The sequence below is a fragment of the Streptomyces sp. NBC_00237 genome, from assembly GCF_026342435.1.
Classification (GTDB): Bacteria; Actinomycetota; Actinomycetes; order Streptomycetales; family Streptomycetaceae; genus Streptomyces.
Genome location: NZ_JAPEMT010000003.1, coordinates 575,486 through 595,855, shown reverse-complemented (window position 1 = coordinate 595,855; position 20,370 = coordinate 575,486). Strand labels below are relative to the sequence as shown.

Annotated in this window: 16 protein-coding genes and 1 pseudogene; 9 read left to right on the top strand and 8 right to left on the bottom strand. The window is 70.5% G+C overall.

Annotated elements, in window-relative coordinates:
• Nucleotides 1-28 precede the first annotated feature (28 nt).
• Together OG897_RS29470 and OG897_RS29465 are read right to left on the bottom strand one after the other, a co-directional pair.
• A complete protein-coding gene (locus tag OG897_RS29470; RefSeq protein WP_266661460.1) occupies nt 29-772 on the bottom strand; it encodes a GntR family transcriptional regulator in 744 nt (247 codons plus the stop codon).
• Between the two features lie 526 nt (nt 773-1,298).
• Entirely contained in the window at nt 1,299-1,697 is a 399-nt protein-coding gene (locus tag OG897_RS29465) for a hypothetical protein (protein WP_266661458.1), read from the bottom strand.
• A gap of 561 nt (nt 1,698-2,258) precedes the next feature.
• Between OG897_RS29465 and OG897_RS29460 the strand changes: the two genes are divergently transcribed.
• The gene (locus OG897_RS29460; RefSeq protein WP_266661456.1) at nt 2,259-2,714 is read left to right on the top strand and encodes a hypothetical protein; all 456 of its coding nucleotides are present in this window, start codon (nt 2,259-2,261) and stop codon (nt 2,712-2,714) included.
• A 304-nt stretch (nt 2,715-3,018) separates the two neighbouring features.
• Here OG897_RS29460 and OG897_RS29455 read toward each other — a convergent pair whose 3' ends face one another.
• The 3 genes and pseudogenes from OG897_RS29455 to OG897_RS29445 form a co-directional block, all read right to left on the bottom strand.
• A complete protein-coding gene (locus tag OG897_RS29455) occupies nt 3,019-5,091 on the bottom strand; it encodes a reprolysin-like metallopeptidase (protein WP_266661454.1) in 2,073 nt (690 codons plus the stop codon).
• Nucleotides 5,092-5,215: 124 nt separating this feature from the next.
• Entirely contained in the window at nt 5,216-7,864 is a 2,649-nt protein-coding gene (locus OG897_RS29450; RefSeq protein WP_266661452.1) for a M4 family metallopeptidase, read from the bottom strand.
• Between the two features lie 181 nt (nt 7,865-8,045).
• Nucleotides 8,046-8,147 (bottom strand): annotated as a pseudogene (locus OG897_RS29445) (PadR family transcriptional regulator); the annotation flags it as partial.
• A 368-nt stretch (nt 8,148-8,515) separates the two neighbouring features.
• Between OG897_RS29445 and OG897_RS29440 the strand changes: the two are divergent.
• Genes OG897_RS29440 through OG897_RS29425 form a run of 4 tightly spaced genes read left to right on the top strand, consistent with a single transcriptional unit; the run spans nt 8,516 to nt 13,058 of the window.
• Nucleotides 8,516-10,027 carry a prenyltransferase/squalene oxidase repeat-containing protein gene (locus OG897_RS29440; RefSeq protein ID WP_266661450.1) on the top strand — a complete coding sequence of 504 codons (1,512 nt, stop codon included), beginning with the start codon at nt 8,516-8,518 and terminating at the stop codon, nt 10,025-10,027.
• Nucleotides 10,024-10,737: a polyprenyl diphosphate synthase gene (gene uppS, locus OG897_RS29435; protein WP_266661448.1), complete on the top strand. Its 714-nt coding sequence runs from the start codon at nt 10,024-10,026 to the stop codon at nt 10,735-10,737. The genes OG897_RS29440 and uppS overlap by 4 nt, the downstream gene beginning before the upstream one ends.
• A complete protein-coding gene (locus OG897_RS29430; protein WP_266661446.1) occupies nt 10,734-11,693 on the top strand; it encodes a terpene synthase family protein in 960 nt (319 codons plus the stop codon). The genes uppS and OG897_RS29430 overlap by 4 nt, the downstream gene beginning before the upstream one ends.
• Nucleotides 11,694-11,717: 24 nt before the next feature.
• Nucleotides 11,718-13,058 (top strand): NAD(P)/FAD-dependent oxidoreductase, encoded by a 1,341-nt coding sequence (locus OG897_RS29425; RefSeq protein WP_266661444.1) that lies wholly within the window; start codon nt 11,718-11,720, stop codon nt 13,056-13,058.
• Nucleotides 13,059-13,200: 142 nt separating this feature from the next.
• Here the strand turns inward: OG897_RS29425 and OG897_RS29420 are convergent, their stop codons facing one another.
• Nucleotides 13,201-14,139 carry an AraC family transcriptional regulator gene (locus OG897_RS29420; RefSeq protein WP_266661442.1) on the bottom strand — a complete coding sequence of 313 codons (939 nt, stop codon included), beginning with the start codon at nt 14,137-14,139 and terminating at the stop codon, nt 13,201-13,203.
• 97 nt (nt 14,140-14,236) lie between these two features.
• On the opposite strand from OG897_RS29420, the gene OG897_RS29415 reads away from it, so the two are divergent.
• Nucleotides 14,237-14,944, top strand: a complete 708-nt coding sequence (locus OG897_RS29415) for an NAD(P)H oxidoreductase (RefSeq protein WP_266661440.1) — start codon at nt 14,237-14,239, stop codon at nt 14,942-14,944.
• Nucleotides 14,945-15,011: 67 nt separating this feature from the next.
• Here OG897_RS29415 and OG897_RS29410 read toward each other — a convergent pair whose 3' ends face one another.
• Entirely contained in the window at nt 15,012-15,263 is a 252-nt protein-coding gene (locus OG897_RS29410; protein WP_266661438.1) for a hypothetical protein, read from the bottom strand.
• A gap of 43 nt (nt 15,264-15,306) precedes the next feature.
• Between OG897_RS29410 and OG897_RS29405 the strand changes: the two genes are divergently transcribed.
• The 3 genes from OG897_RS29405 (at nt 15,307) to OG897_RS29395 (ending at nt 18,844) form a co-directional block, all read left to right on the top strand.
• Nucleotides 15,307-15,684: an ester cyclase gene (locus OG897_RS29405; RefSeq protein ID WP_266662491.1), complete on the top strand. Its 378-nt coding sequence runs from the start codon at nt 15,307-15,309 to the stop codon at nt 15,682-15,684.
• Between the two features lie 126 nt (nt 15,685-15,810).
• Nucleotides 15,811-17,736, top strand: coding sequence for a PAS domain S-box protein (locus OG897_RS29400; RefSeq protein ID WP_266661436.1), 1,926 nt, complete (start codon nt 15,811-15,813; stop codon nt 17,734-17,736).
• 232 nt (nt 17,737-17,968) lie between these two features.
• A complete protein-coding gene (locus tag OG897_RS29395) occupies nt 17,969-18,844 on the top strand; it encodes a glycoside hydrolase family 19 protein (protein WP_266662489.1) in 876 nt (291 codons plus the stop codon).
• A gap of 266 nt (nt 18,845-19,110) precedes the next feature.
• Here OG897_RS29395 and OG897_RS29390 read toward each other — a convergent pair whose 3' ends face one another.
• Nucleotides 19,111-20,217, bottom strand: coding sequence for a hypothetical protein (locus OG897_RS29390; protein ID WP_266661434.1), 1,107 nt, complete (start codon nt 20,215-20,217; stop codon nt 19,111-19,113).
• Nucleotides 20,218-20,370: the final 153 nt, after the last annotated feature.

Sequence of the window (20,370 nt, the reverse complement as noted above, 5' to 3'; positions counted from 1 at the left end):
CACGAACACGCGCCGGTCCCCCACGCGGCTACGGTGCGAGCAGCGGCGACCGGTAGACGAGCGTGCTCCGGGTCAGGTCGCACCGCAGATCGGTCACCTCCAGGAGCCGCTGGTGCTGATCGCTCACCAGCCGCCGTACCGAAAGCCAGCCGAGCTCCGGGGAGACCTCCCCCGCGGGAACGGGCACCGGCCTCATCTGCTCGTGCCGGGTGAGCGTCAGACCGACCGAGGAAAGCCACCGGTAGAACTCTGTCAAGCCCGGTTCGCCCTCGGCCCCGCCTTGCACGAAGGCACGTGTCAGCTGAGGCAGCACGCTCAACGTGTGGATCGAGAAGTAGGAGACCGCCTCCTGGATGACCGCACCCGATTCGTCGACCGTCCGGCTGCGCAGCACGGGGGCACGCTCGCCTGGTCCGACGCCGAGCTCCGCGGCCAGTTCCGGCGGCGGGAGCTCCGCGGCGAACCGGCCCGTACGGCTGGCGTCGCCCTCCAGGGGCATCGCACCACCGGGGAAGGTGGGTTGCTCCGCAGGCCGGAGCGGCGGGAGGGCCGGGCTGTCGGTGCGTCGGCTCGCGTACGACCCCGTACGGTCGGTGACGAGGAAGCCGTGGGTCCGCAGGTGTTGCAGGGCACAACGCACGGTCTGCCGGTTGACGTGGTATCGCTCCGCGAGACTCCGCTCGGAGGGGAGCCGACACCCGGCCGGGAATTCGCCCTCGGAGATCCGCAGCCGCAGGTCGTCGGCGATGCGCCGGTACACGGGTGCGCTCACGTGCCGGTGTCCGGTCGTTCGGTGGTCGCTCTCGTCGCCCAGGGGGTGCACAGAGATCCTCAATCACTCGGCGTGCTGGCAGGGTTGCGCCAAGCTAAACCGCTATTGGTCTAGACCTCAACGGCATGGTCGGTGGACTCTGCCAAAAAGACACCCCCGGACGAACGGGCCGCCGCCCACGCAACAGGCCCCCCACCAGGCTCTTCGGGTACGGCCGAAGGCCCGAGGACGCACCGGTGCGCGCACGGGCCAGTCGGCCGGAAACACCGCAGCCGAGGCCGGACGCAGCCCGGAGTGGTGGATGCGCGGCCTGCGAGCCCGTCAGCCCCTCGCGTCCCGATGTGTACGTCCTCTGGGTCCGCTCCTGACGTCAGCCGGTCCGAGCCGGTGCTCCGGTCCTCGAACCGGAGCACCGCGCGGGGATCAGCGGAAGGACCGCACGCCCTTCGTGGGAGTCGGCCCGTCATGGCAGTGCGCTGCCGGTCTCATGCCGCTCCGGGCAGACCAGCCACGGGCAGCCCCGTGCTCACCGGGACACCCGATCACGGCCCTCCGTCCGAGGGCCGGGAATGCCGTGTTCCTGCGCCGCCGCCCATGGGCTCTTCGCTGTCGCATGCCACGCGTCTCCGTCCCGTTGCTCGACCAGGCCATAGCGGGAGAGACCTTCCAGGTGCTTGACGATGGTGCGTGCTTGGTAGCCGACCGTCTCACAGAGTTCCTCGACCGTCGCGCCTTGTTGCCCGTCCGCCCGCAGTCGGGTCCAGGTGCGCTGTGCGTGATGACCCAGCCCGCCGTTGCGCACCGTGCCGAAGACCGGTGCGACCTCTTCGACGGGTTCAGGGTTCTGCCGCACGGCGGCGGCGGAGGCGGGTCGCGGCGCCTTCCGGTAGCCCAGCTTCGTGAGGATGCGATGGAAGTCGGGCACGTCACGGGACGATTCCCGTGCAGGGGCCGGACTTTCCCGGTGCCTCGTCCCGGAAGCCACAGGACGAGGAGTCCGGTTGACAGTGCGGTGCTTGCGGCCCTTTTTCATGTTGTTCACGAGTTCCTTCACCATTGCCCGAACAGGTACACGGCTCAACGACGCAAGCGCCGTCAGGGCTCGCTGCACGGCAGAATCGAACGAGCAGACCCTTCTGCGCGCGGCGTCCGCCAGGCCCGGGATCCGGTCGATCCCTCGGACCGCTGCTGCACTCCCCGGTCTGACTGGAGGTGGTCACGGCCGGAACTCGCGCGGCCCGCCTCGGAGTTCGGAGTGACGCGGAAACACCGGTACGGCGAAGCTCGGAGAGGCGTCTGCCGTACGTCCATCTGGGCGAATGCTGCCCTGGGGAGTGCTGGCACCGGCCTCACAGGGAGATGGGTGTAGTGCAACCAGCCCGGTCAGGTCCTCCTGCAGAAACGAGAGATCGTGCGTCCCCCTACATCAACTGCCGCTCGCGTGCTTCTCATCGGTGCGGCTTCAGCCGGCGTCATCCTCGGCGGCATGGGACTTTCGGCCAGCGCCGCTCCGCTGTCCACGGGGGCGGCTGATCCCGCCCGCGAGTCCGTGGTCCTTGCCCCGCCCTCCCCGGATGACATCCGCGCCTCCGCGTTCCGCGAGTTCCGGGCGGAGTGGCAGGTCCTGGACGGACGAGTCGACCTCGCCGGATTCCTCAAGGAAGACGGCCCTGCCACCACGGCCGGTATCGCAGAGGCGACCGTGTCCGTGAAGGTGCAGTTCAGCGACAAGACCACCCGGACGTGCACCGCACGCACACATACGGGAGACGGCGCGTTCGCTTGCGAGGTTGCCGTAGCTGACACCGCGGACGCACCCACCCCGGAACGGGCGACGGCGTCCTGGACTGGTTCCCGGCAGTTCTCCGGCGCGCACACGACCAAGGACGTGGAGGCAGTCGTCCCGGATGCTGTTGAGGACGGTGAGGCCAGCGCAATGTAAGGGCAGTTCGTTCCGGGGAGGTCAGGAGCGCGGGGCTGGAGCAGTCACCGGATGCGCAGTCACGAGGAGCGTTTCCTGGCCGACCGGTTGACGCCGGCTCAGCCACCGTGAGGCGGTTTCGCCTGGACCGCTGGGCGGACCAACCGGGTGGCCCCTTCCGACTCTGCTCGGGCTCTCCCTGTCCCCGTCCGGAGCTTTGGGCAAGGGGAGCCTCCCCTGTGCAAGGAGGCTCCCCTTTGTCGCATCGGGCGGCATCGAGCTTCTTCGTGGGTTGAATGCCGTCCGAGGAGGGCTTCGCGGCGGTTCAGTTCAGGGGTGCGAAGCGTGCGGTGAGGGTGTGATCGGTGTTGTCCTGGAAGGAAACGGCTGTTTCCCCGCGGGTTCCGTCGACGTCGCCGCCGTAGGTGTCGCCGTCCAGGAGCCAGCCGGTGAACTTGTAGCCGCGATCGGGAGTTGCGGTGACGGTGACGGTGTCGCCCTCCGCGTACGGGCCGGTGTCGGCCTGGACGACCTTGCCCGATCCGCCTTCGACCTGGATGTCGAGGTCGTACTTGTTGCGTTCGAACTCCGCGCGGAGCTGGAGGTTCTCGTCGTCCGGCGAGAGTTCGATGGTGTCGTCGTCACCTGCGAAGGAGCCGTTGAGTGTCCAGCCGCTGAAGGACCAGCCCCGAGCCGGCACCGCGTCGTAGAGCAGGGTGTCGGTGGCAGGCGCGCCACGCTTGGCCGGAGCCTTCCGCACGGTGCCGCCGCGGGTCGCGGACGTGCTGACCGAGGGCTTGGGGGTGCTGCCCGTGCGGAAGTTGGCGACGAGCCGCTGGTCCGAGGGGACGGCGATGTTGATGGAGTTGGCGGCGTTGCCGTAGGTGCGGCCGTTGAGCGTCCAGTGGGAGAACACGTAGCCGCTCGCGGGCTTCGCGGTGAACCGCATGGTGCTGTTCTTCGGGTACGGGCCGGTCTCGGACGGCGTCACCGTGCCGGTTCTCGCAGGCGACACCGAGGTGTTCACCGCGCACAGGGTGTCGCTCGACTTCGTGCTGCGGTAGGTGGCGATGGCCTTCGACGTGGTGTTGAAGATCCGGGCGGCATCGGCCTCGTCGGGGCGGCCGAGCGGGACACCGAGGGGCTGGCCTCGGTAGGAGAGGTCCGGGTTGGAGAACTGGTTGATGCGCCCGCACCGGCCCTTGGTGGACTTACGGCAGCCGGACTCGTACGCCATCATCGTGGCGAAGTCGCCGTCGCTCGGGAAGTAGCCGTTGGCGCCGTAGGGCGGCGGCTGGTTGGGCTGGGTGGTGCGGTCGTGCGCGGCGCCGAGGTTGTGGCCGATCTCGTGGCCGAGGGAGAAGTTCTTCAGGGCCGCGTGCGCGACGACGTTGAAGCCGTAGTTCGCGGTCTTCTGCGAGGGGGCCTTGGGCGAGTAGCCGAGGCCGCCCGCCGCCCGCCCGCCGGCGACGACCGAGACCAGGTCCGCGCCGTACTGGTCGCGGTAGGTCATCATTTCGTCGAGGAGTCCGTCGCGCGGGGTGGCGAGTGCCTTGATGAGGTCCTGGGTCACACCGTCGCGGACCGCCGGGACGCTGCTGACGCTGGGAATGTTGACCAGCCGCAGCCGGGCGTTGACCTTGCTGTCGGCCAGTCCGTCGTTGGCCAGGGCGACAGCCCTGGTGATGTCGGAACGGATCTGGGTCACGCTGCCGGCCTCGGCCAGTGCCTTGGGGGTGTAGCCCACGACGAGGTCGATGAGTGTGGTGTTGCTGCCCTGCTGGCATGCCTTGTCCGGCGCGACGGGGGCGGTCCGGGGCTGCGGTGCCTGGGTGTCCGGGGCGGGCGGCATGCTCATGGACACTGATTCGTCTTCGTCGCCCAGCGGGGTCACCTGGGTGATGGACACCCGGCCGGGGCCGTTGGACTCAATGGCGTAGCTGTCGCCTCCCAGCATGAACTGGGCCGTCACCTGCTCGTTGCCCAGATTGCCGTCGCAGGCGTTCTGGGCGGTGGCCACCACGTGTTGGCCGGCCGCTCCGACCACGTCGGCCGACAGGATGACGATGTCGCCGACGACGCTGCGGGAGTGCTCGACGACCTCGACCGTCACGTCGTCGAAGAGCGGGAAGCTGTACTCACGCTCGGACGGGCCCGCGCACAGGGCGGCCAGTGCCTGCGGATTGATCATGGCATTCCGCTGGCGCACCGCCTCGGTGCCGCCGCCGTCGGTCTCCTTCTCCGGCTGGTCCGCAGGGACGGACGACAGCACGGCCCCGGGCCCGGCGAACACCGAGGCTGCCGGACGCGCGGGCGCGGGGGGTGCGGAGAATCCGGCGGAGCCCAGAGCCATCGCACCCAGGGCGACGCCCCCGATCCACTTCTTGCTGCACTTCATGTGACGGCTGCTTCTTCCTGCTGAGAGGGACAGAACAGGAGAGCAGTTCCCCATTCGCACAGGCATGTCACGAAGTGTGCCTACCAGTCCCCCAACCGTGTGAGAGACGACAGGGCATTCACGGTCAGCAGCTGCCGGCCGGGCGGTTGCGGACGACCAGGTCGGTGCGGCCGGCGGTGGAGTCGAGCCAGAGCACCCGGGTGCCTTGGTCGGCGGCGGCCAGCTGCTGGCTGCCTCGGTTGCAGGAGAGCCGCTGAGGGGTGCCACCGGTGATCGGGAGCTGCCAGAACTTGGGCAACGTGGCGTGGGACCAGCCGCCGGCGGGCTCGTAGGCATCGGTGTCGAAGGTGATCGCCTGGTCGGAGGCGGCGATGCCGGTGATGGCGGTGGCGAACGGCGAGTCCGCGGGCAGGACGTCGGTCGCCCCGGAGCCGTTCAGCGCACCCGAGCGGATCGAGCTGCCCTTCTTCGGATCATCGGGCGCCTGCACCCAGAGGAGCCGCTTCCCCACGAGCAGCAGGGAGTACGTGGTGCTCCCGCTGCCGCCGTTCGGGTCGCCCGCCACGTACTGGGCGGTGACCTTGCCGGTGGCGATGGAGTAGACGGTCGGTGCGTCGACCTCGCCGGACCGGGCCGTCCAGGACTCGGTCCAGCCGAGCGTCCCGTCCTTGAGGGTCAGGCCGTTCGTGGTGTGTCCTTCGGTGAGCGGGAGTTCCACGGCCGGTGCGCCGTTGCGGGAGAGGCGCACCCGCTTACGGTCGCTCTCGTCGGACACCTGGAAGGCGACGTCGGATCCGGACACCTGGACTCTGGTGATCCACCGTGCGGAGCGGAACAGACTGCGGACCGGGCCGCCGGACAGTGAACGGGTCAGCACCTCCATCTCCCGGTTGCCCTGGGCGTCGTAGTCGATCGCCAGCCATGCGACGGACCTGCCGTCGGTGGCCGGCCAGCTGTGCGTCCGTCCGTCGTCCGGGCTGAGCCTGGTGGGCGCGGCGGTGCCGGTGGTGGAGCCGGTGAACAGGGCGTCCGAGGTTTTACCTGCGGCTCTGCCCCTCATCACCCAGCGGCCGCCCGCCACGGCCGGCTGCTCCTCGGAGGCGGCGTCACGCAGCAGCATGTGGCTGTCCAGGCCGAGCCCGCGCTCCCATCCGGAGCGAATGCCGTGCGTGTCGAAGGCCGTCGCCACCGACTGGAGCTGGGCGCGGGTGAGCTTCAGTTCCCGGGCGGCGGCGAGCACCGCGTTGCGTCCGTCCACGAAGTCGTCCAGCGGGGTGAGGTAGCCGGTGAGCGCCCGGTAGACGAGCCGATCGGCGGTGAGCGGGTCCAGGGCGCGCCGGAGGTCCCACAGCGCACCGCTGAATATGGTCGAGTTCAGGTGCACCCCGCCGTTGTCGATGTCGCTCGAAGCGCCGAGGAAGTGGTCCTTCATGGTGCGGCGGTCGTCCATGCGGCGCGTCGCGCATGCCTGCGGGGTGCCGGTACGGCACAGGCTCTCGCCCAGCAGTGCGGCTCGCGGATCGTCCATCGACATTCCCCGGGCGGTGACTTCGATGGCGTTGCCGAAGTAGTCGGCCAGGGCCTCGTTCATCGCGCCGGGCTGACCGGTGGCGACCAGGTCAGCGGTGTGGTCGATGACGGCATGGGTCATCTCGTGGCCGGCCACGTCGAGGGCGACGGAGTACGGATACTTGCCGGGGCCTCCGTTGCCGTAGACCATCGTCGTTCCGTTCAGGAAGGCCCCGGAGAAGGGTTCGCCGCCTTCGGACGTGTTGACCAGCGAGGTGATCGGGCCGTTCTTGCCGTCCAGCCCGTCTCGGCCCAGCCGGTCGCGGTAGAAGTCGTACACGGCGGCGGCGTTGAGATGGGCGTTGGTGGCGCCGCTACTGCCTGCGGTGGCCGGGAAGTCGGGGCTCGGGGAGCTCATCGGTGGGCTTCCCGCCGGGATGCCGTCCAGGTAGTCCCGGCCGGCCGCGTCGTAAGTGGTGATGGCGGCGGGGCGGGTGAGGTCGGTGAGTTGGTAACTCCCGTCCGGGAGACGGCCGATGTTCACCTTCGTGGAGCGGCCGAGGATGTCCGGTGCGGTACCGGTCGCGGGCACGGCACCGGCGGCAGCGGCAGCGGCGGTGGCACGCGGGCCGGACGCGGGCCGGGTGTCGTGGGCGAGGGCGACCGTACCGGCGGCGGCGTCCACGTAGACCTCGCGGGCCAGCCGGGCACCGGTGGCCGGGTCGGTGCCGCGCACGGTGAAGTGCTGGGTCAGTCGGCCGGAGCCACCCGGCAGGATCACCCGACCGTGGTCCTCGACCGTGGCCCCGGCCCGGGCCCGCGGCACCGTCAGGGAACCGCGCGCCAGGTCGCGCAGCGTCGCGGCCGGGGCGGTCGCGGTGGTCGGTGCGGTGAGACCGGTGAAGTACTTGCCACCCGCCGACTCGACCCGCTGCCCGGCGCCGTCACCGGTGAGGCGCACCACATACTGTGCGCCGCGCACCGGTATTCCGCCAACGCGCTGCTGAAACCTGACGGTGTGTCCGCCGCCGGGGGTGCGCTCGGTGGCGAGATCGGTCAACTGTTCGGGGTCGATCCGGTACAGGTCAGGGTGGGCCGCCAGGAAGGTGCGGGCCGCATTCGCCGGGCTGCCGGGGGCGGGCTCGGCGAGCCCCGAGACGAGCTGCGGAGTGGCGGTGCCCTTACCGGCCACCAGGGTGGAAGCAGGGTCGGATGCGGCGGCTTGGGCGGTCGGCGCGGGCAGCCCGGTCAGGGCCAGACTCAACGTGGCGGTTATGCCGAGACCGAGGGTTCTGGGCCTGCGAAAGTGATGGTGCACGTGATGCCTTTCAGTTGGTCTGGTCCGATATGCGCACATACGCACTGAACGCCGACCGGCGGAACCAGGAAGAGGGGGGCGGGCCTTGGCATGGAGGGTCGCCCCGGGAGGGCAACTCGGGCTATTGCGGGCGGGCGTGGCCAAAGCGCTCGCCGAAGGCGCCCGTGAGGTCGAATCCGTGACGCACCCCTGACTCCAGGAGCCCGAGCGGAGTGCGCCTTGTCGGCATGCGGTGCACTATACACAGAGCGTATACATGGCGTGTATAGCTAGCCGGAGACGGGCGCCGCGAAGGGCGTGGACGGGTGGTTCGAAGGGTTCGCTGGAAGGAGGCGTTCCTGAGAACGACCGGTGATCGTTGGCGTCTGAGGCGCCCGGCTGGCCCCTGCCGACACCGGCCAGCCCGGTTTGCCCCTCGTCACACGGTCGGGTGGTTTGCCCGGAGGATCCGCGCGGGGCTCTTTCCGGGGACGTGGTGCTGGGCAGGGTCCTCTCGCCTACAGAGACCTACAGAGAAGGGGACCGACTGTGCGACCGTGGGCGACACCCGAGGCGCGACGATGGCCCGGGGAGCTGTTTCCAGCAACGGTGACAGGGATGCGCGAGCGGCTTCTGGTGTCGCTGGCCGCGAGGGTGGGAGCGGACGGTGCGGTCCGTGACGGGTGCCGCAGCCGCGTTCTGGAATCGGTTGTGGCACTGAGGCTGCTGGAGCGTACCGGCCATGATGCCCGGGCCGCGGAGGCGCTGCGCACCTTTCTGCGTTCCCGGACGCCTGTCACGGGTGCGGAGCGGGTACTGGCCGCTGCGGTACTGGACGGGCAGGAGATCCCCACAGGTGGCCTGTTCGTCGAGGCGGTGACCGCGGCGGCACCGGGCTTCACCGCGGTACGCAAGCGGGCGCTGGTGCACGCGCTGGCGGTCATGGCTGACGAAACGTTCGTTCCCGAGTGGGACGAGACGGGCTTCGGCCTGTCGGGGCTGCACAGTTGGGCCATCGTCCAGGTCACGGCGGTGAAGGTGATCCTGGCCTGTGCGGCGGGGCGCGTTGACCGTGTCGGAGACGAGGACGTACGGCTGTTGCTGGACACGCAACGGCGTCCACACGTGTGGGAGGGCAACGTCCTGATCCACCTGTCGGTGCTGCACGCCCTGTCCCGGCTTCCGGGTACCGGTGCGGTGGTGGCGGACGGGATACGCCGGGCGCTGGCACATCAGCGGACCGACGGCGGACTGCCGTTCGTGTCGGACACCGACACCTGGTGCACCGCGACGGCGGGGGTCGCGCTGGCTTCAGCCGGAGCCCCCCGGAGGGTGCTGGACCGGATGGCCGGTCACCTGGTGGAGCGTCAGCAGCCCGGGGGCGGCTGGTCGTACACCGATGTGGCGTGTCAGACGGATGTCGACGACACCTCGGTGGCAGTGCAGTTCCTGCACCTGGTCGACGACGTCCTGTACCGGGAGCCGATCACCTGCGGGCTTCGGTCGCTGGTCGCGGTGGCCGGGCCGGACGGAGGCTTCCCCACCTATGTGGCGGGGGCGCCGTCGGAAGCCTCCATGACCGCGGCCGTGGTCGACGCGCTCACCGTACGTCCGGCGGCCCACACGCCGCTCATCACCGGCGGGCTGCGCTACCTGGCCGGGCAGCAGCAGTGTGACGGATCGTTTCCCCCCGACTGGAGCAGCAGCCGACTGCACACCGTCTTCCGGGTACTGCTGGCCGCCGGCCGGCCCGGGGGCGGGCAGTCGCCGCGTGTGCGGCGCATGGTGGAACGGGGCAGGAACCTGGTGCTCTCCCAGCAGAACGCGGACGGGGGCTGGGGGCAGCAGACGGGCGAGCCCAGCGACGTCATCAGCACCGCGTACGGGCTGATCGCCGTGTGCGGGCAGGCCGATCCGGCGCCCGCGGTCGCTGCCGCGTCGTACCTTGCCACCGCGCAGGGCGAGGGTGGTTCGCAGGGGATGCGCCCGGACTCGATCGGGCCCCGGCCGTTCGTGTTCACCGTCCCTGCCCTGGCGGACATCTTCACCCTGCTCGCCCTGAGCCACCTGACGGGCAGGACCGTGCCGGTCCGGGACGGCGTCGAGGGCCGGTTGGCGGGCGCCCGGTGAGCGAGCCCGGCGGGCAGGTTCCCCGGCATGTGGGCATCGTCCCGGACGGCAACCGGCGCTGGGCCCGTCTGCACGGGGTTCCTGTGCTGGAGGGCTACCGGCGCGGGGCGGCCAAGACCGTCGAGGTGCTGCGGTGGTGCGAGCAGGCAGGGGTGGAGACGGCGACGGTATGGGCTCTGTCGTTGGACAACGCCGCCAAACGGCAGGAACTGCCGGTGATGCTCGATGCCATCACCGAACTCACGCACGCGCTCACCGCCGAGCGCAGTTGGCGTCTCAACGTGCTCGGGTCCCCCGAGCATCTTGACGGACTGGGGCTGTCGGAACTGTCCGGCCGGACCCGTGGCGACGATGATGCGACAGGCGCGGCAAGCACGGCAGGCGTGGCAGGCGGGTTGCGGGTCAACCTTGCGGTGGCCTACGACGGCCGTGCGGAGATCCTGGCCGCCGTGCACGCGCTCCTGGCCGAGGACGGCGCTGAGGCCCTGGACGTGCGGGCGGTCGGCAGACGGCTGGCGCAGTGGGGGCAGCCCGACTGCGATCTGATCCTGCGCGCGTCCGGTGAGCAGCGCCTGTCCGGTTTCCTGCTGTGGCAGAGCGCCGCCGCCGAGCTGTACTTCGCCCCCGAACTGTGGCCGGACTTCACACGACAGCGCTTCCAGGAGGCGCTGATCTCCTACGCGGGCCGAGACAGGCGGTACGGCGCATGAAGGAAGACCTGCACCTGGCCGACTACGCCCACACGCACCTCCTGCGGCTCTTCGCTCCCGCTCGTCCGCACCCCGACGCGGCCGTCCTCGAAGCCGACGTCCGCGGCTGGGTCACCGCCACCGGTCTGCACCGGCTGGTCGCCGAGGAGCGGCTGACCACCTGGCAGGTCGGTCACCTGATCGGCTTCTGCATGCCGGGGGCGCCGCTGCCCGTCGCCCGGCTCACCGCCCGCTACCTGATGTGGGAGTTCGTCTTCGACGACGCCGTCGCCGAACAGGATCTGCTTCTTCGCCAGTACCAGTCCTACGACCTGCCACGCCTGCTCGGTGCCGGTGACCGGCCGCCTGCCGTGGCCGACGACCCGCTGCTGGACGCCCTCGCCCGCTTGCGCGGTGAGATCATGGAGGCGGGCGGGGAGCTCCTGCTGCCCGTACTCGCCGACGGCCTTCGCCACTATCTGGCGGCCTCCGCCCGCCAGTCGCCGTGGAGGTCCAGCGAGCAGCCCCCCTGTCTCGGGGACTACCTGCGGGACCGCACCTCCACCGCCGGCGGCCACCCCCTGTACCTCCAGCGTCTCGCTCCCGGGATGCCCGCTCCGGGAGAGAGCCTGCCGCCGGCCCTGACCGCGCTGGCCGAACTCGCCTTCCTGCTCGGTGGTCTGGCCAATGACCTGCTCGGTTACGCGATCGAGCAGGCCAACGGCGACCCGGTCAACGTCGTCACCGTGCTGGCCCACGAATACGCGCTCACCCGCGCCGAGGCATACCGAGCCGCGGTGATCCTGCACGCCGGTCACAAGCACCGCTTCGACGCCAACGCCGCCGCCCTGGCCGCAGACGGCCGGCTGACCCGGCAGCACCACCACTTCGCCGAGGCGGTGGCGGGGTGGGTGCACGGCAGCGCCGCCGCCGTCGAGCCGTACTGGCAGCACACCCGCACCCGCAGTCACCTCTGATCGCATCCACGGAACGGACGCAGCATGGCCACCACAGCACCGCGCACCGTCGTCGTCGTCGGGGCGGGCATCGCCGGTCTCACCGCCGCCTGGCGGCTCCAGCAACAGGGAGCCCACGTCCGCGTACTGGAACGGGCTCCGGAGGCAGGCGGACGCATGCGCACCGTCGACCACGACGGATTCCGGTTCGAGGTCGGCGCCAGCATCCTGGGCCAGAACTACACCGGCATGCGCGACCTGATCACCGAACTCGGCCTCACCAACCAGTACGGTCCGGCCAACACCCTCTGCGGCTTCCAGCGCGACGGCATCGTCCACCGCTTCCGCGCCGACACCAAGAGCGACCTCCTGCGCACCCGCCTCCTCGGCCTGCGCACCAAACTCGCGGTCCTGCGCGCCCTGCCGACGTTCATCGCCCAGCGCGCCCACCTCGACTGGGACACCACGCACGGAAACGTCGCCCTGGACCGGCTCAGCGCCACCCAGTACGCGCAGCGCCACCTCACCCAAGAAGCCATCGACTACCTGTGCGAACCGCTCATCGGGGGCGGCATCGTCCTCGCCTCCCCCGACGACCTCACCGCGGCGGACATGCTCTTCTACGCCGCCAAACTCCTGGGCCCCCACTTCAACAGCCCCCAGGGCGTGGGCCTGCTCACCCGCACCCTGGCCAGCAGGCTCCCCGTCGAGCTGAACGCCGAAGTCGAGGCGGTGCACAGGGACAGCGACGGCGTACGGATCACCTGGCGCCAGGCTGACGGCACCAGCCGAAGTGAACACGCCGACGCCGCCGTCGTCGCCGTCCCGGCGCCCAGGGTCTCCGCTCTCCTGCCCGACCTGTCCGACCAGGACCGCACCTACCTCGACGCCATCCCCTACTCCCGCGCGCTGGTCGTCTCCCTCGGCCTGGAACGGGCACCCGACGAGAAGGCGTTCGCGCTCTTCCTCAACCGCGCCACCCACCCCAGCGTGGTCGGCATCGAACTCCACCACAACAAGATCCCGGGCCGCGTCGACGACGGACGCGGTCTGCTCACCCTGCACGGCCGCCGGGAGTTCACCGACCGCTGGTGGGACGCCGAGGACACCACCGTCGTCGAACAGGCCGTCGCCGCGGTCTCCGGCGTCTTCCCCGAAGTCCGCGGCACCGTCCGCAGCAGCCTCGTCACCCGGCACGACCACGCCCTGGTCGTCCGCCCGCCCGGCGGCTACGGCCCCCTCCGGGCGTTCAACGCCCGCCGCCCCCGAGCGGACCCCGCCATCCAACTGGCCGGTGACTACTTCGGCCCGTCCAGCACGTACGGCGCCCTCCGCTCCGGCGAACACGCAGCCGCACGCCTTCTGGCACACATGGCCCGCCGGTGACCGCCGCCGCCCGCCCGGGTCTGACCCCGCCAGTCCGGTGGCGCGGGCCACCCGTGCTCGCGCTCGCACTCCGGGGCCGACGCTCGGGCGCCTCGGCGGGCCGTCGGCCAGGGCACCCGGCCTCTGGTTCCCGGTCGGGGACTCACGCCGTCATGGCACGGAACGAGCTGGGGCTCAGGCCCTTGTGGCGTTTGAACGCGGCGCTGAAGCCGAAGGCGTCCGCGTAACCGGCCGACCTGCCGATCTGGGCGATGCTGAGGTCGGTGTCGGTCAGCAGGGTCTGGGCCTCGTCCATGCGGTACTCGGTGAGGTAGGCGAGGGGCGGGCGGCCCATCAGCCGGGTGAAGCGCTTGGCGAACAGAGCCCGGGAGACGCCGGACTGAGTGGCGAGCGACGCCACCGTCCAGGGCTCGGCGGGCCGGTCGTGGAATGCCTGGAGCGCGGGGGCGAGGACGGGGTCGGCGAGGCCCCGGTACCAGTGGGGCGCCTCGGCGCCCGCCCGGTCGAACCAGCTGCGCAGGGTACACACCAGGGCCCAGTCCAGGAGACGGTCCATCAACGCCTGGGAACCGGCCGAGAGTTGGGCGGCGTCGACGGCGGCCGTCTCCAGCCAGCCGCAGACCTCGACGTCCTCCTGGACCACCAGGACGGGCGGCAGGGAACGCAGGAGCCGCTCGTGGCGGTGACCCGAGGCGCGGTAGGCGCCCACGATCAGCGCGGTCGCCTCCTCGGAGTCGGCGCCCCAGCGGATACCGCCGAGATCCTGGGCGCCGCACTCGGCGTCCGCGCTGAAGCAGGCGATCTCGTACGCGACATGGGCGCTGTGCAGGGAGGCGGGACGGTCCGCCAGGTGGAACGGCCCGGAGCCGCTCACGATCGCCGTGTCGCCCACGCCGACCGCGCGTTCGGTGCCGTCGGGCAGCAGCAGAGTGCCCCCGCCGCGCAGCACGCTGATCATGGTGAGCGGTGCGTCGTCGGCGAAGCGGATGGCCCAGGGTGCGGACAGGACGGCGTGGCTGACGACCGAGCCCTCGGCCCGGATGCCACTCAGGAGCGAACTCAAAGGATCCACGCGACACACCGTAGACGATCTCGTATGTTCCGGAGCGTTTCTCCCATGGATCATCCATGCCGCTGCGGCTGTACTGGATTCATCGCATCGACCGAGACCCATCGGGATGCACCGAGACTCACCGGGAGACACCGTGACGCAGTTCGCCACCCCCGCCAGGACAGCCCTCGTGGTGGTCGCACACCACCGCACCGATTCCCTCACCGCGCACACGGCCCGCCGTGCCGCCGCCCGGCTCGAAGCCGCCGGATACCGCATCGACTTGCTCGACCTGCACGCCGAGGGGTTCGACCCACGGATGAACACGGAGGACCAGCCGGACTGGGGCAACAGGGAAAAGGCGTACTCGGACGAAGTGCGGGCCCATATGCAGCGCGTCCTGGACGCCGATGTCGTCATCGCCGTCTTCCCGGTGTACTGGCAGAGCGTGCCCGCCATCCTCAAGGGCTGGATCGACCGCGTGTGGAACTACGGGTTCGCCTACGGCCGCAGCAAGCCCCGCCTCGCCGGCAAACGCATGCTGTGGCTGGGCCTGGCCGGTGCCACGGGTGACGACCCCATCGTGCAGGGCATGCAGACCGTCCTCGAAACCAACCTGAGCGAAGGCATCGCCTACTACTGCGGCTTCGCCCAGTCCACCGTCGGCCTGCTCACCGACGTCGAGGAGCGCCCGCAGCGCGTCGACGCCGAAGGCAACCTCCTGGTCGGCGCAGCGGTCTCGGGCGCCGAGCGAGAGGCGCAGTACGCCGATCTCGACCGGCGTGCCCAGGAGTTCGTGGAGAAGTTCGTCGCCGAAGAGCTCGTGGTGGCCTGACCGCCGGGGCGATTCTTCGTACGCCGCGCAGACGGCTCGCCCGAAGGAGCGGCGCTCTGCGTCTGTGCTATCCGGGGACGGTGACCAGGATGCGGCCGTGGCGACCGCCGGCGTCGACGTGGTCGTGGGCCTTGGCGATGCCGTCCAGCGGGCAACGGTCGCCCACAGCGACGGTGAGGGCGCCGACGGCGGCTGCGGAGGTGAGGTCGCGGGCGGCCTGGCGCTCGGCCTCGGCGGGGAAGTCGTCCCTGCCGAGCAGCCCCAGGGTGACGGCCTCGGTCAGGAAGCCGAGTATCGCAAGGTCCGCCCGTGAGGTCATTTCTCCGGACGCGGTGTTCCACGCGCCCAGTCACCCGTAACCACTGCGGAGGCCCGAGGGGTGCATGGAAGTCCTCGGGATGATGCGCGGCGGCTTCCCGGACGTCGAAGGGACGCTGGAGGAGACGGTCGCCGAAGGCGACACCGTGGCCGCGCGGTTCACCGTGCGAGGAACCCACGACGGCGCATTCTTCGGAATCCCGGCGAGCGGCGACAAGCTCTCGGTGCAGGCCATGAACTTCTCCTACCTGGCCGACGGCCGGATCGTCGGCGAACGGGACCAACCCGGCCTTCGTTCCTGCGGAGCACGCGGAGCAACCGCTCCCGAGACGGGCCCGCCCCTCACCCTGGCACCCCTGCACCCCACGTACCGGGAAGTCACGCGCCAGGAACCGCCGGAGCCGTCATGTCAAGGCGGTTGAACGTCAAACCGGCTAGGAAGCGCCACGAACGGACTCTTTAGGACAAGCCGCCTCGGCCAGGGCACGTTGATGCTGAGATGGGCCATGGAACCGTCCAGGCAGAGTACGCACCCCCGCAGAATCCCCGTGGCAGAGGAGCCGTTTCGCGCTCTGCTGGAAGCAGCACCCGACGCCATGGTGATCGTGGACGACGACGGCGTGATCCGCCTGATCAACGCCCAGACAGAGACACTGTTCGGGTACCCCCGGAGCGAACTCCTGGGCCGTCCGGTCGAGATCCTGGTCCCGCGGCGCTTCCACGACCAGCACCCGGGCCACCGACTGGGCTACTCCTCCAACCAGCAGGTCCGCCCGATGGGCGCCAACCTCGAACTGTACGGACTGCGCAAGGACGGGGCCGAGTTCCCCGTCGAAATCAGCCTCAGCCCCCTCCAGACGCCCGACGGACTCCTGATCTCCGCCGCCGTACGCGACGTCAGCGAACGCAAGGCCGCCGAGGCGCGCTTCCGGGCCCTGCTGGAAGCCGCCCCGGACGCCATCGTCATCGTGGACGACGGCGGAACCATCCAACTGGTGAACGCCCAGACCGAAGCCCTGTTCGGCTACCGGCGCGAAGAACTCCTCGGGCACCAGGTGGAAATCCTGGTGCCGCAGCGATTCCATCACCACCACCCCTCACACCGTCACGGTTACGTCGACAACCGCCGTGTCCGCCCCATGGGTGCCGGTCTGGATCTGTACGGGCTGCGCAAGGACGGGGCGGAGTTCCCCGTCGAGATCAGCCTCAGCCCCCTGGAGACCCCGGAAGGCACCCTCGTCTCCGCCGCCATCCGCGACGTCAGCGAACGCAAGGCCGCCGAGGCCCAACTCGCCGAACTCTACGAGCAGCAACGCCACGTCGCCCTCACCCTGCAGCGCAGCCTGATGGGCTCCCCCGCGGCCCTGCCCGGCATGGACACGTCCCACCGCTACTTCCCCGCCCGGCAAGGACCGGGGGTCGGCGGGGACTGGTTCGACCTGATCGCGCTCGGCGGCGGCCGGGTCGGTGTGCTGATGGGCGATGTCATGGGCCGCGGGCTGGAGGCCGCCGCCGTGATGGGCCAACTGCGCTCGGCCTCCCACGCCCTGGCCAAGACCGGTATGCCGCCCTGGCAGCTGATGCACGCCCTGGACGCGGTCGTCAGCGAACTCCCCGACCAGCTCGTCACCTGCTGCTACCTCATCCTGGACCCCGACGACAGCGCCCTGACCGTGTGCTCCGCCGGCCACCTGCCCGTACTGCTGGTGGACCCCACGGGGCAGGTGCGCAGACTCCCCGTCCCCGTCAGCGTGCCGCTGGGCGTGGGCGAGGTCCCGCACCAGGAGACCCGCCTCACCATCCCCCCGGAATCGGTCCTGGCCCTCTACACCGACGGCCTGGTCGAGACCCCCACCAGCGACATCGAGGAACAGATCGACGCCCTCGCCATCGCCCTGGAGAAAGCCACCGCCGACACCCCCTGCCTGGAAGCGGCTGCCGACGCCGTCCTCGCCGCCCTGCTGCCCGACCCCCAGGACTACGCCGACGACGTCACCCTGCTGCTCGCCCGCATCCCCCCGGCCCCCGTGACCGCCGTCTCCGCACTCCTGCCCGCCCAGCCGGTCAGTGTGGGCGCGGGACGCCGCTTCCTGCGCGGCACCCTGAGCGACTGGGACTGCGAGGACCTCACCGACACCGCCTGCCTCCTGGCCTCCGAGCTCCTCACCAACTCCGTACGCCACGCCTGCGACCCCCTGCTCCTGCGGCTGCGCCGCACCAGGGACGAGCTCCACATCGAGGTCTGCGACGGCAGCCCCGTGCTGCCGCATGCCAGGACCGCGTCCGCGGACGAGGAGTCGGGCCGAGGACTGGCCTTGCTCGACCAACTCGCCGCCACCTGGGGAACCCTGCCCACCCAGGAGGGGAAAGCCGTGTGGTTCTCCCTTCCTCTGCCGAGTTCCGCCCAGCTTCGGGAGGAATCCGAGGAATCCGCAGCAGAGGTACGGGCGACGGACAGGAACGGGCCGGTCTGATCGCTCCGTCGGCCTGCCACCACTGGCCTCCCTCGGCCCCCCTCCCTTCAGGGTGCAGCTCCGAGGTCCTGCCGGTGCCGGTCGGCGCTCCGATCCCGCATCCGCATGGCGAACATTGGTCTGGACCTTGACAGGTCCAGACCAATGAGGTTGGCTCTGGCCCAATCTCCCCCACCGAGGATGTGGTGTCGTGTTACGTACGCGTACCTCCGCCGGGAAACTCTCCCGACTCATCGCTTCTCTCCTCGCCGCGGTCCTGCTCGCGGTCCTGTTCCCCCTCTTCGCCGCAGGCACCGCCTCGGCAGCCTCCTGCGCCACCGCCTGGAGCTCCGGCGCGGTCTACACCCAGGGCATGACCGTCTCGCACGGCGGACGCAACTACCAGGCCAAGTGGTGGACCCAGAACGAGACCCCGGGCACCACCGGCCAGTGGGGCGTCTGGGCCGACCAGGGCACCTGCGGCGGAGGCGGCCAGGACCCGGACCCGTCCGGATTCGTCGTCTCCGAGAGCCAGTTCAACCAGATGTTCCCGAGTCGGAACAGCTTCTACACCTACGCCGGCCTGGTCGACGCCCTGAATGCCTTCCCGGCCTTCGCCAAGACCGGCAGTGACACCGTCAAGCGCCAGGAGGCCGCGGCCTTCCTCGCCAACGTCAACCACGAGACGGGCGGACTGCGGTACGTCGTCGAGCAGAACACCGCGAACTACCCGCACTACTGCGACGCCCAGCAGCCCTACGGCTGCCCGGCGGGACAGGCCGCCTACTACGGGCGCGGCCCGATCCAGCTGAGCTGGAACTTCAACTACAAGGCCGCCGGTGACGCCCTCGGGCTCGACCTGCTGCGCAACCCCTACCTGGTCGAGCAGAACCCGTCGGTCGCCTGGCGGACCGGCCTCTGGTACTGGAACACCCAGAACGGGCCCGGCACCATGACGCCGCACAACGCGATCGTCAACGGGCGCGGCTTCGGTGAGACCATCCGCTCCATCAACGGCTCCCTGGAGTGCGACGGGCGCAACCCGGCGCAGGTGCAGAGCCGTGTCAACAGCTACCAGAACTTCACTCAGATCCTGGGCGTCGCCCCGGGCTCCAACCTGAGCTGCTGAACACCCAGGCTGCCGGACCGTCCGGCCTCCGTCCTCCCTTGAGCGGTCGGAGCGGTCGGAGCAGTCGGAGCGGTCTGTCGAGGAAGCGCACCCGGCAGCCTTCCGCCACACGTCCCCGCCACCGGCACGAGGCCGGTGGCGGGGACGTCGCTGGTTGCTGCGCGGATGCGATCAGCTCCACCGGATGTCTGCCGTCGCGGGACCCGCAACGGCGAACACACGGTGACCGACGGACATCGCCTGCCCAGGCCCTGGGCGACCCTCCGCTACGGAGCTTCGCCGTGCGGTCCTGGCTCCGCCGGTCGTTCGCCCGCGCCCGGTCCCCGGTCGACCGGCCCTTGTGAGGTGAGCCCCGCCCGCTCGGCCAGCGTTCCGCCCTGGAAACGGCTCTCCGCGCCCAACTCCTCCAGGAGATCGGCAATGTGGCGACGGCACGTACGCAGGGAGACCCCCAGGCGGCGGGCGATGACCTCGTCCTTGGTGCCCTCGGCGAGGAGCGAGGCGAGCGTGCGGCGCAGGCTCTGGCCCACCTCCTTGTAGGCGGCTTCGCTCGGACCGTGGAAGGGGGTCGCCCCTGACCAGTGCTGGTCGAAGACCCGGCAGAGGTAGGCCACCACGTCCGGGTCGCGCACCAGAACCGCGCTCTCGCCGGAGCAGTCGCCGCTGCGGCGCGGCAGGAACGCCACCGATCGGTCGAACACCACGGCCCGGTCAGGGAGTTCGGACACCGTCCGGTACTCGGCTCCGGCCGCCGTCAGGGTCTCCACGTACCCCTGGGTGGAGAGGCTGGAGCGGGCCGTGTGCTGGTACAGGGTGCGCAGGCGGATGCCTCTGGCCAGCATCGCCAGGTCCCGTTCGACGGCGTCCCTGAGGCGGTGTTCCGGGCGTCCACCGCCGGGCTGGACGGTGAACGCCTCCTCGCGGCAGCGGGCCGACTCCTCGCTGAGCATGGCCGAGACGGCGGCCAGGTCGGGCAGCGGCTCGACGGCGTCGCGGTGGGTGCGCGCGCGGAGCGCGGCCGTGTACCGGGGCATCAGGGAGTGCAGTTCGTCGCGTACGGAACGGGCGTGCGCGGCGGCCCTGGCGAGTTCCGCCTCGTGCGGGCCGACTGCCTGGGCTGCCGCGATCTGGGGGCTGACCGGTATCAACTCGCCCTCGGCAGCTGGGTCTTCGCGCAGCAGACGCAGTTCCAGGAGGGTCGTGCAGGCACGGGCGACCCGGTCGGCGTCCAGGGCGAGCGCGGGGAGGGCTGCGGGACGGGGGTGGCAGGTGATGCCGCCCTCGGCCAGGGCGTGGCTGAAGACCGCGACCGCATCCGGGTCCAGGCGCGGCAGCGAGCGCGACAGGTGACCTCGATTTGTCTGGGCGAACAATGTTTTCTCCGTAATGCGACCGTGCCACTTCCGTGCCATGCAGGCTATTGCCAGGTCAAAGCGCTGGACCAGACGGGAGCGCTGGGATGAACTTTGATCGTCCGGCGAAACACCATCAGGCGTCATTTCGGCGGACATGTCATGGCATACGCC

Bases quoted from the DNA above. Each gene is read 5' to 3' on its own strand.
- OG897_RS29455 (WP_266661454.1), bottom strand. From the start codon at position 5,091: ATGAAGTGCAGCAAGAAGTGGATCGGGGGCGTCGCCCTGGGTGCGATG.
- OG897_RS29440 (WP_266661450.1), top strand. From the start codon at position 8,516: ATGCGCGAGCGGCTTCTGGTGTCGCTGGCCGCGAGGGTGGGAGCGGAC.
- OG897_RS29415 (WP_266661440.1), top strand. From the start codon at position 14,237: ATGCACCGAGACTCACCGGGAGACACCGTGACGCAGTTCGCCACCCCC.
- OG897_RS29460 (WP_266661456.1), top strand. From the start codon at position 2,259: ATGGGACTTTCGGCCAGCGCCGCTCCGCTGTCCACGGGGGCGGCTGAT.
- OG897_RS29410 (WP_266661438.1), bottom strand. From the start codon at position 15,263: ATGACCTCACGGGCGGACCTTGCGATACTCGGCTTCCTGACCGAGGCC.
- OG897_RS29430 (WP_266661446.1), top strand. From the start codon at position 10,734: ATGAAGGAAGACCTGCACCTGGCCGACTACGCCCACACGCACCTCCTG.
- OG897_RS29425 (WP_266661444.1), top strand. From the start codon at position 11,718: ATGGCCACCACAGCACCGCGCACCGTCGTCGTCGTCGGGGCGGGCATC.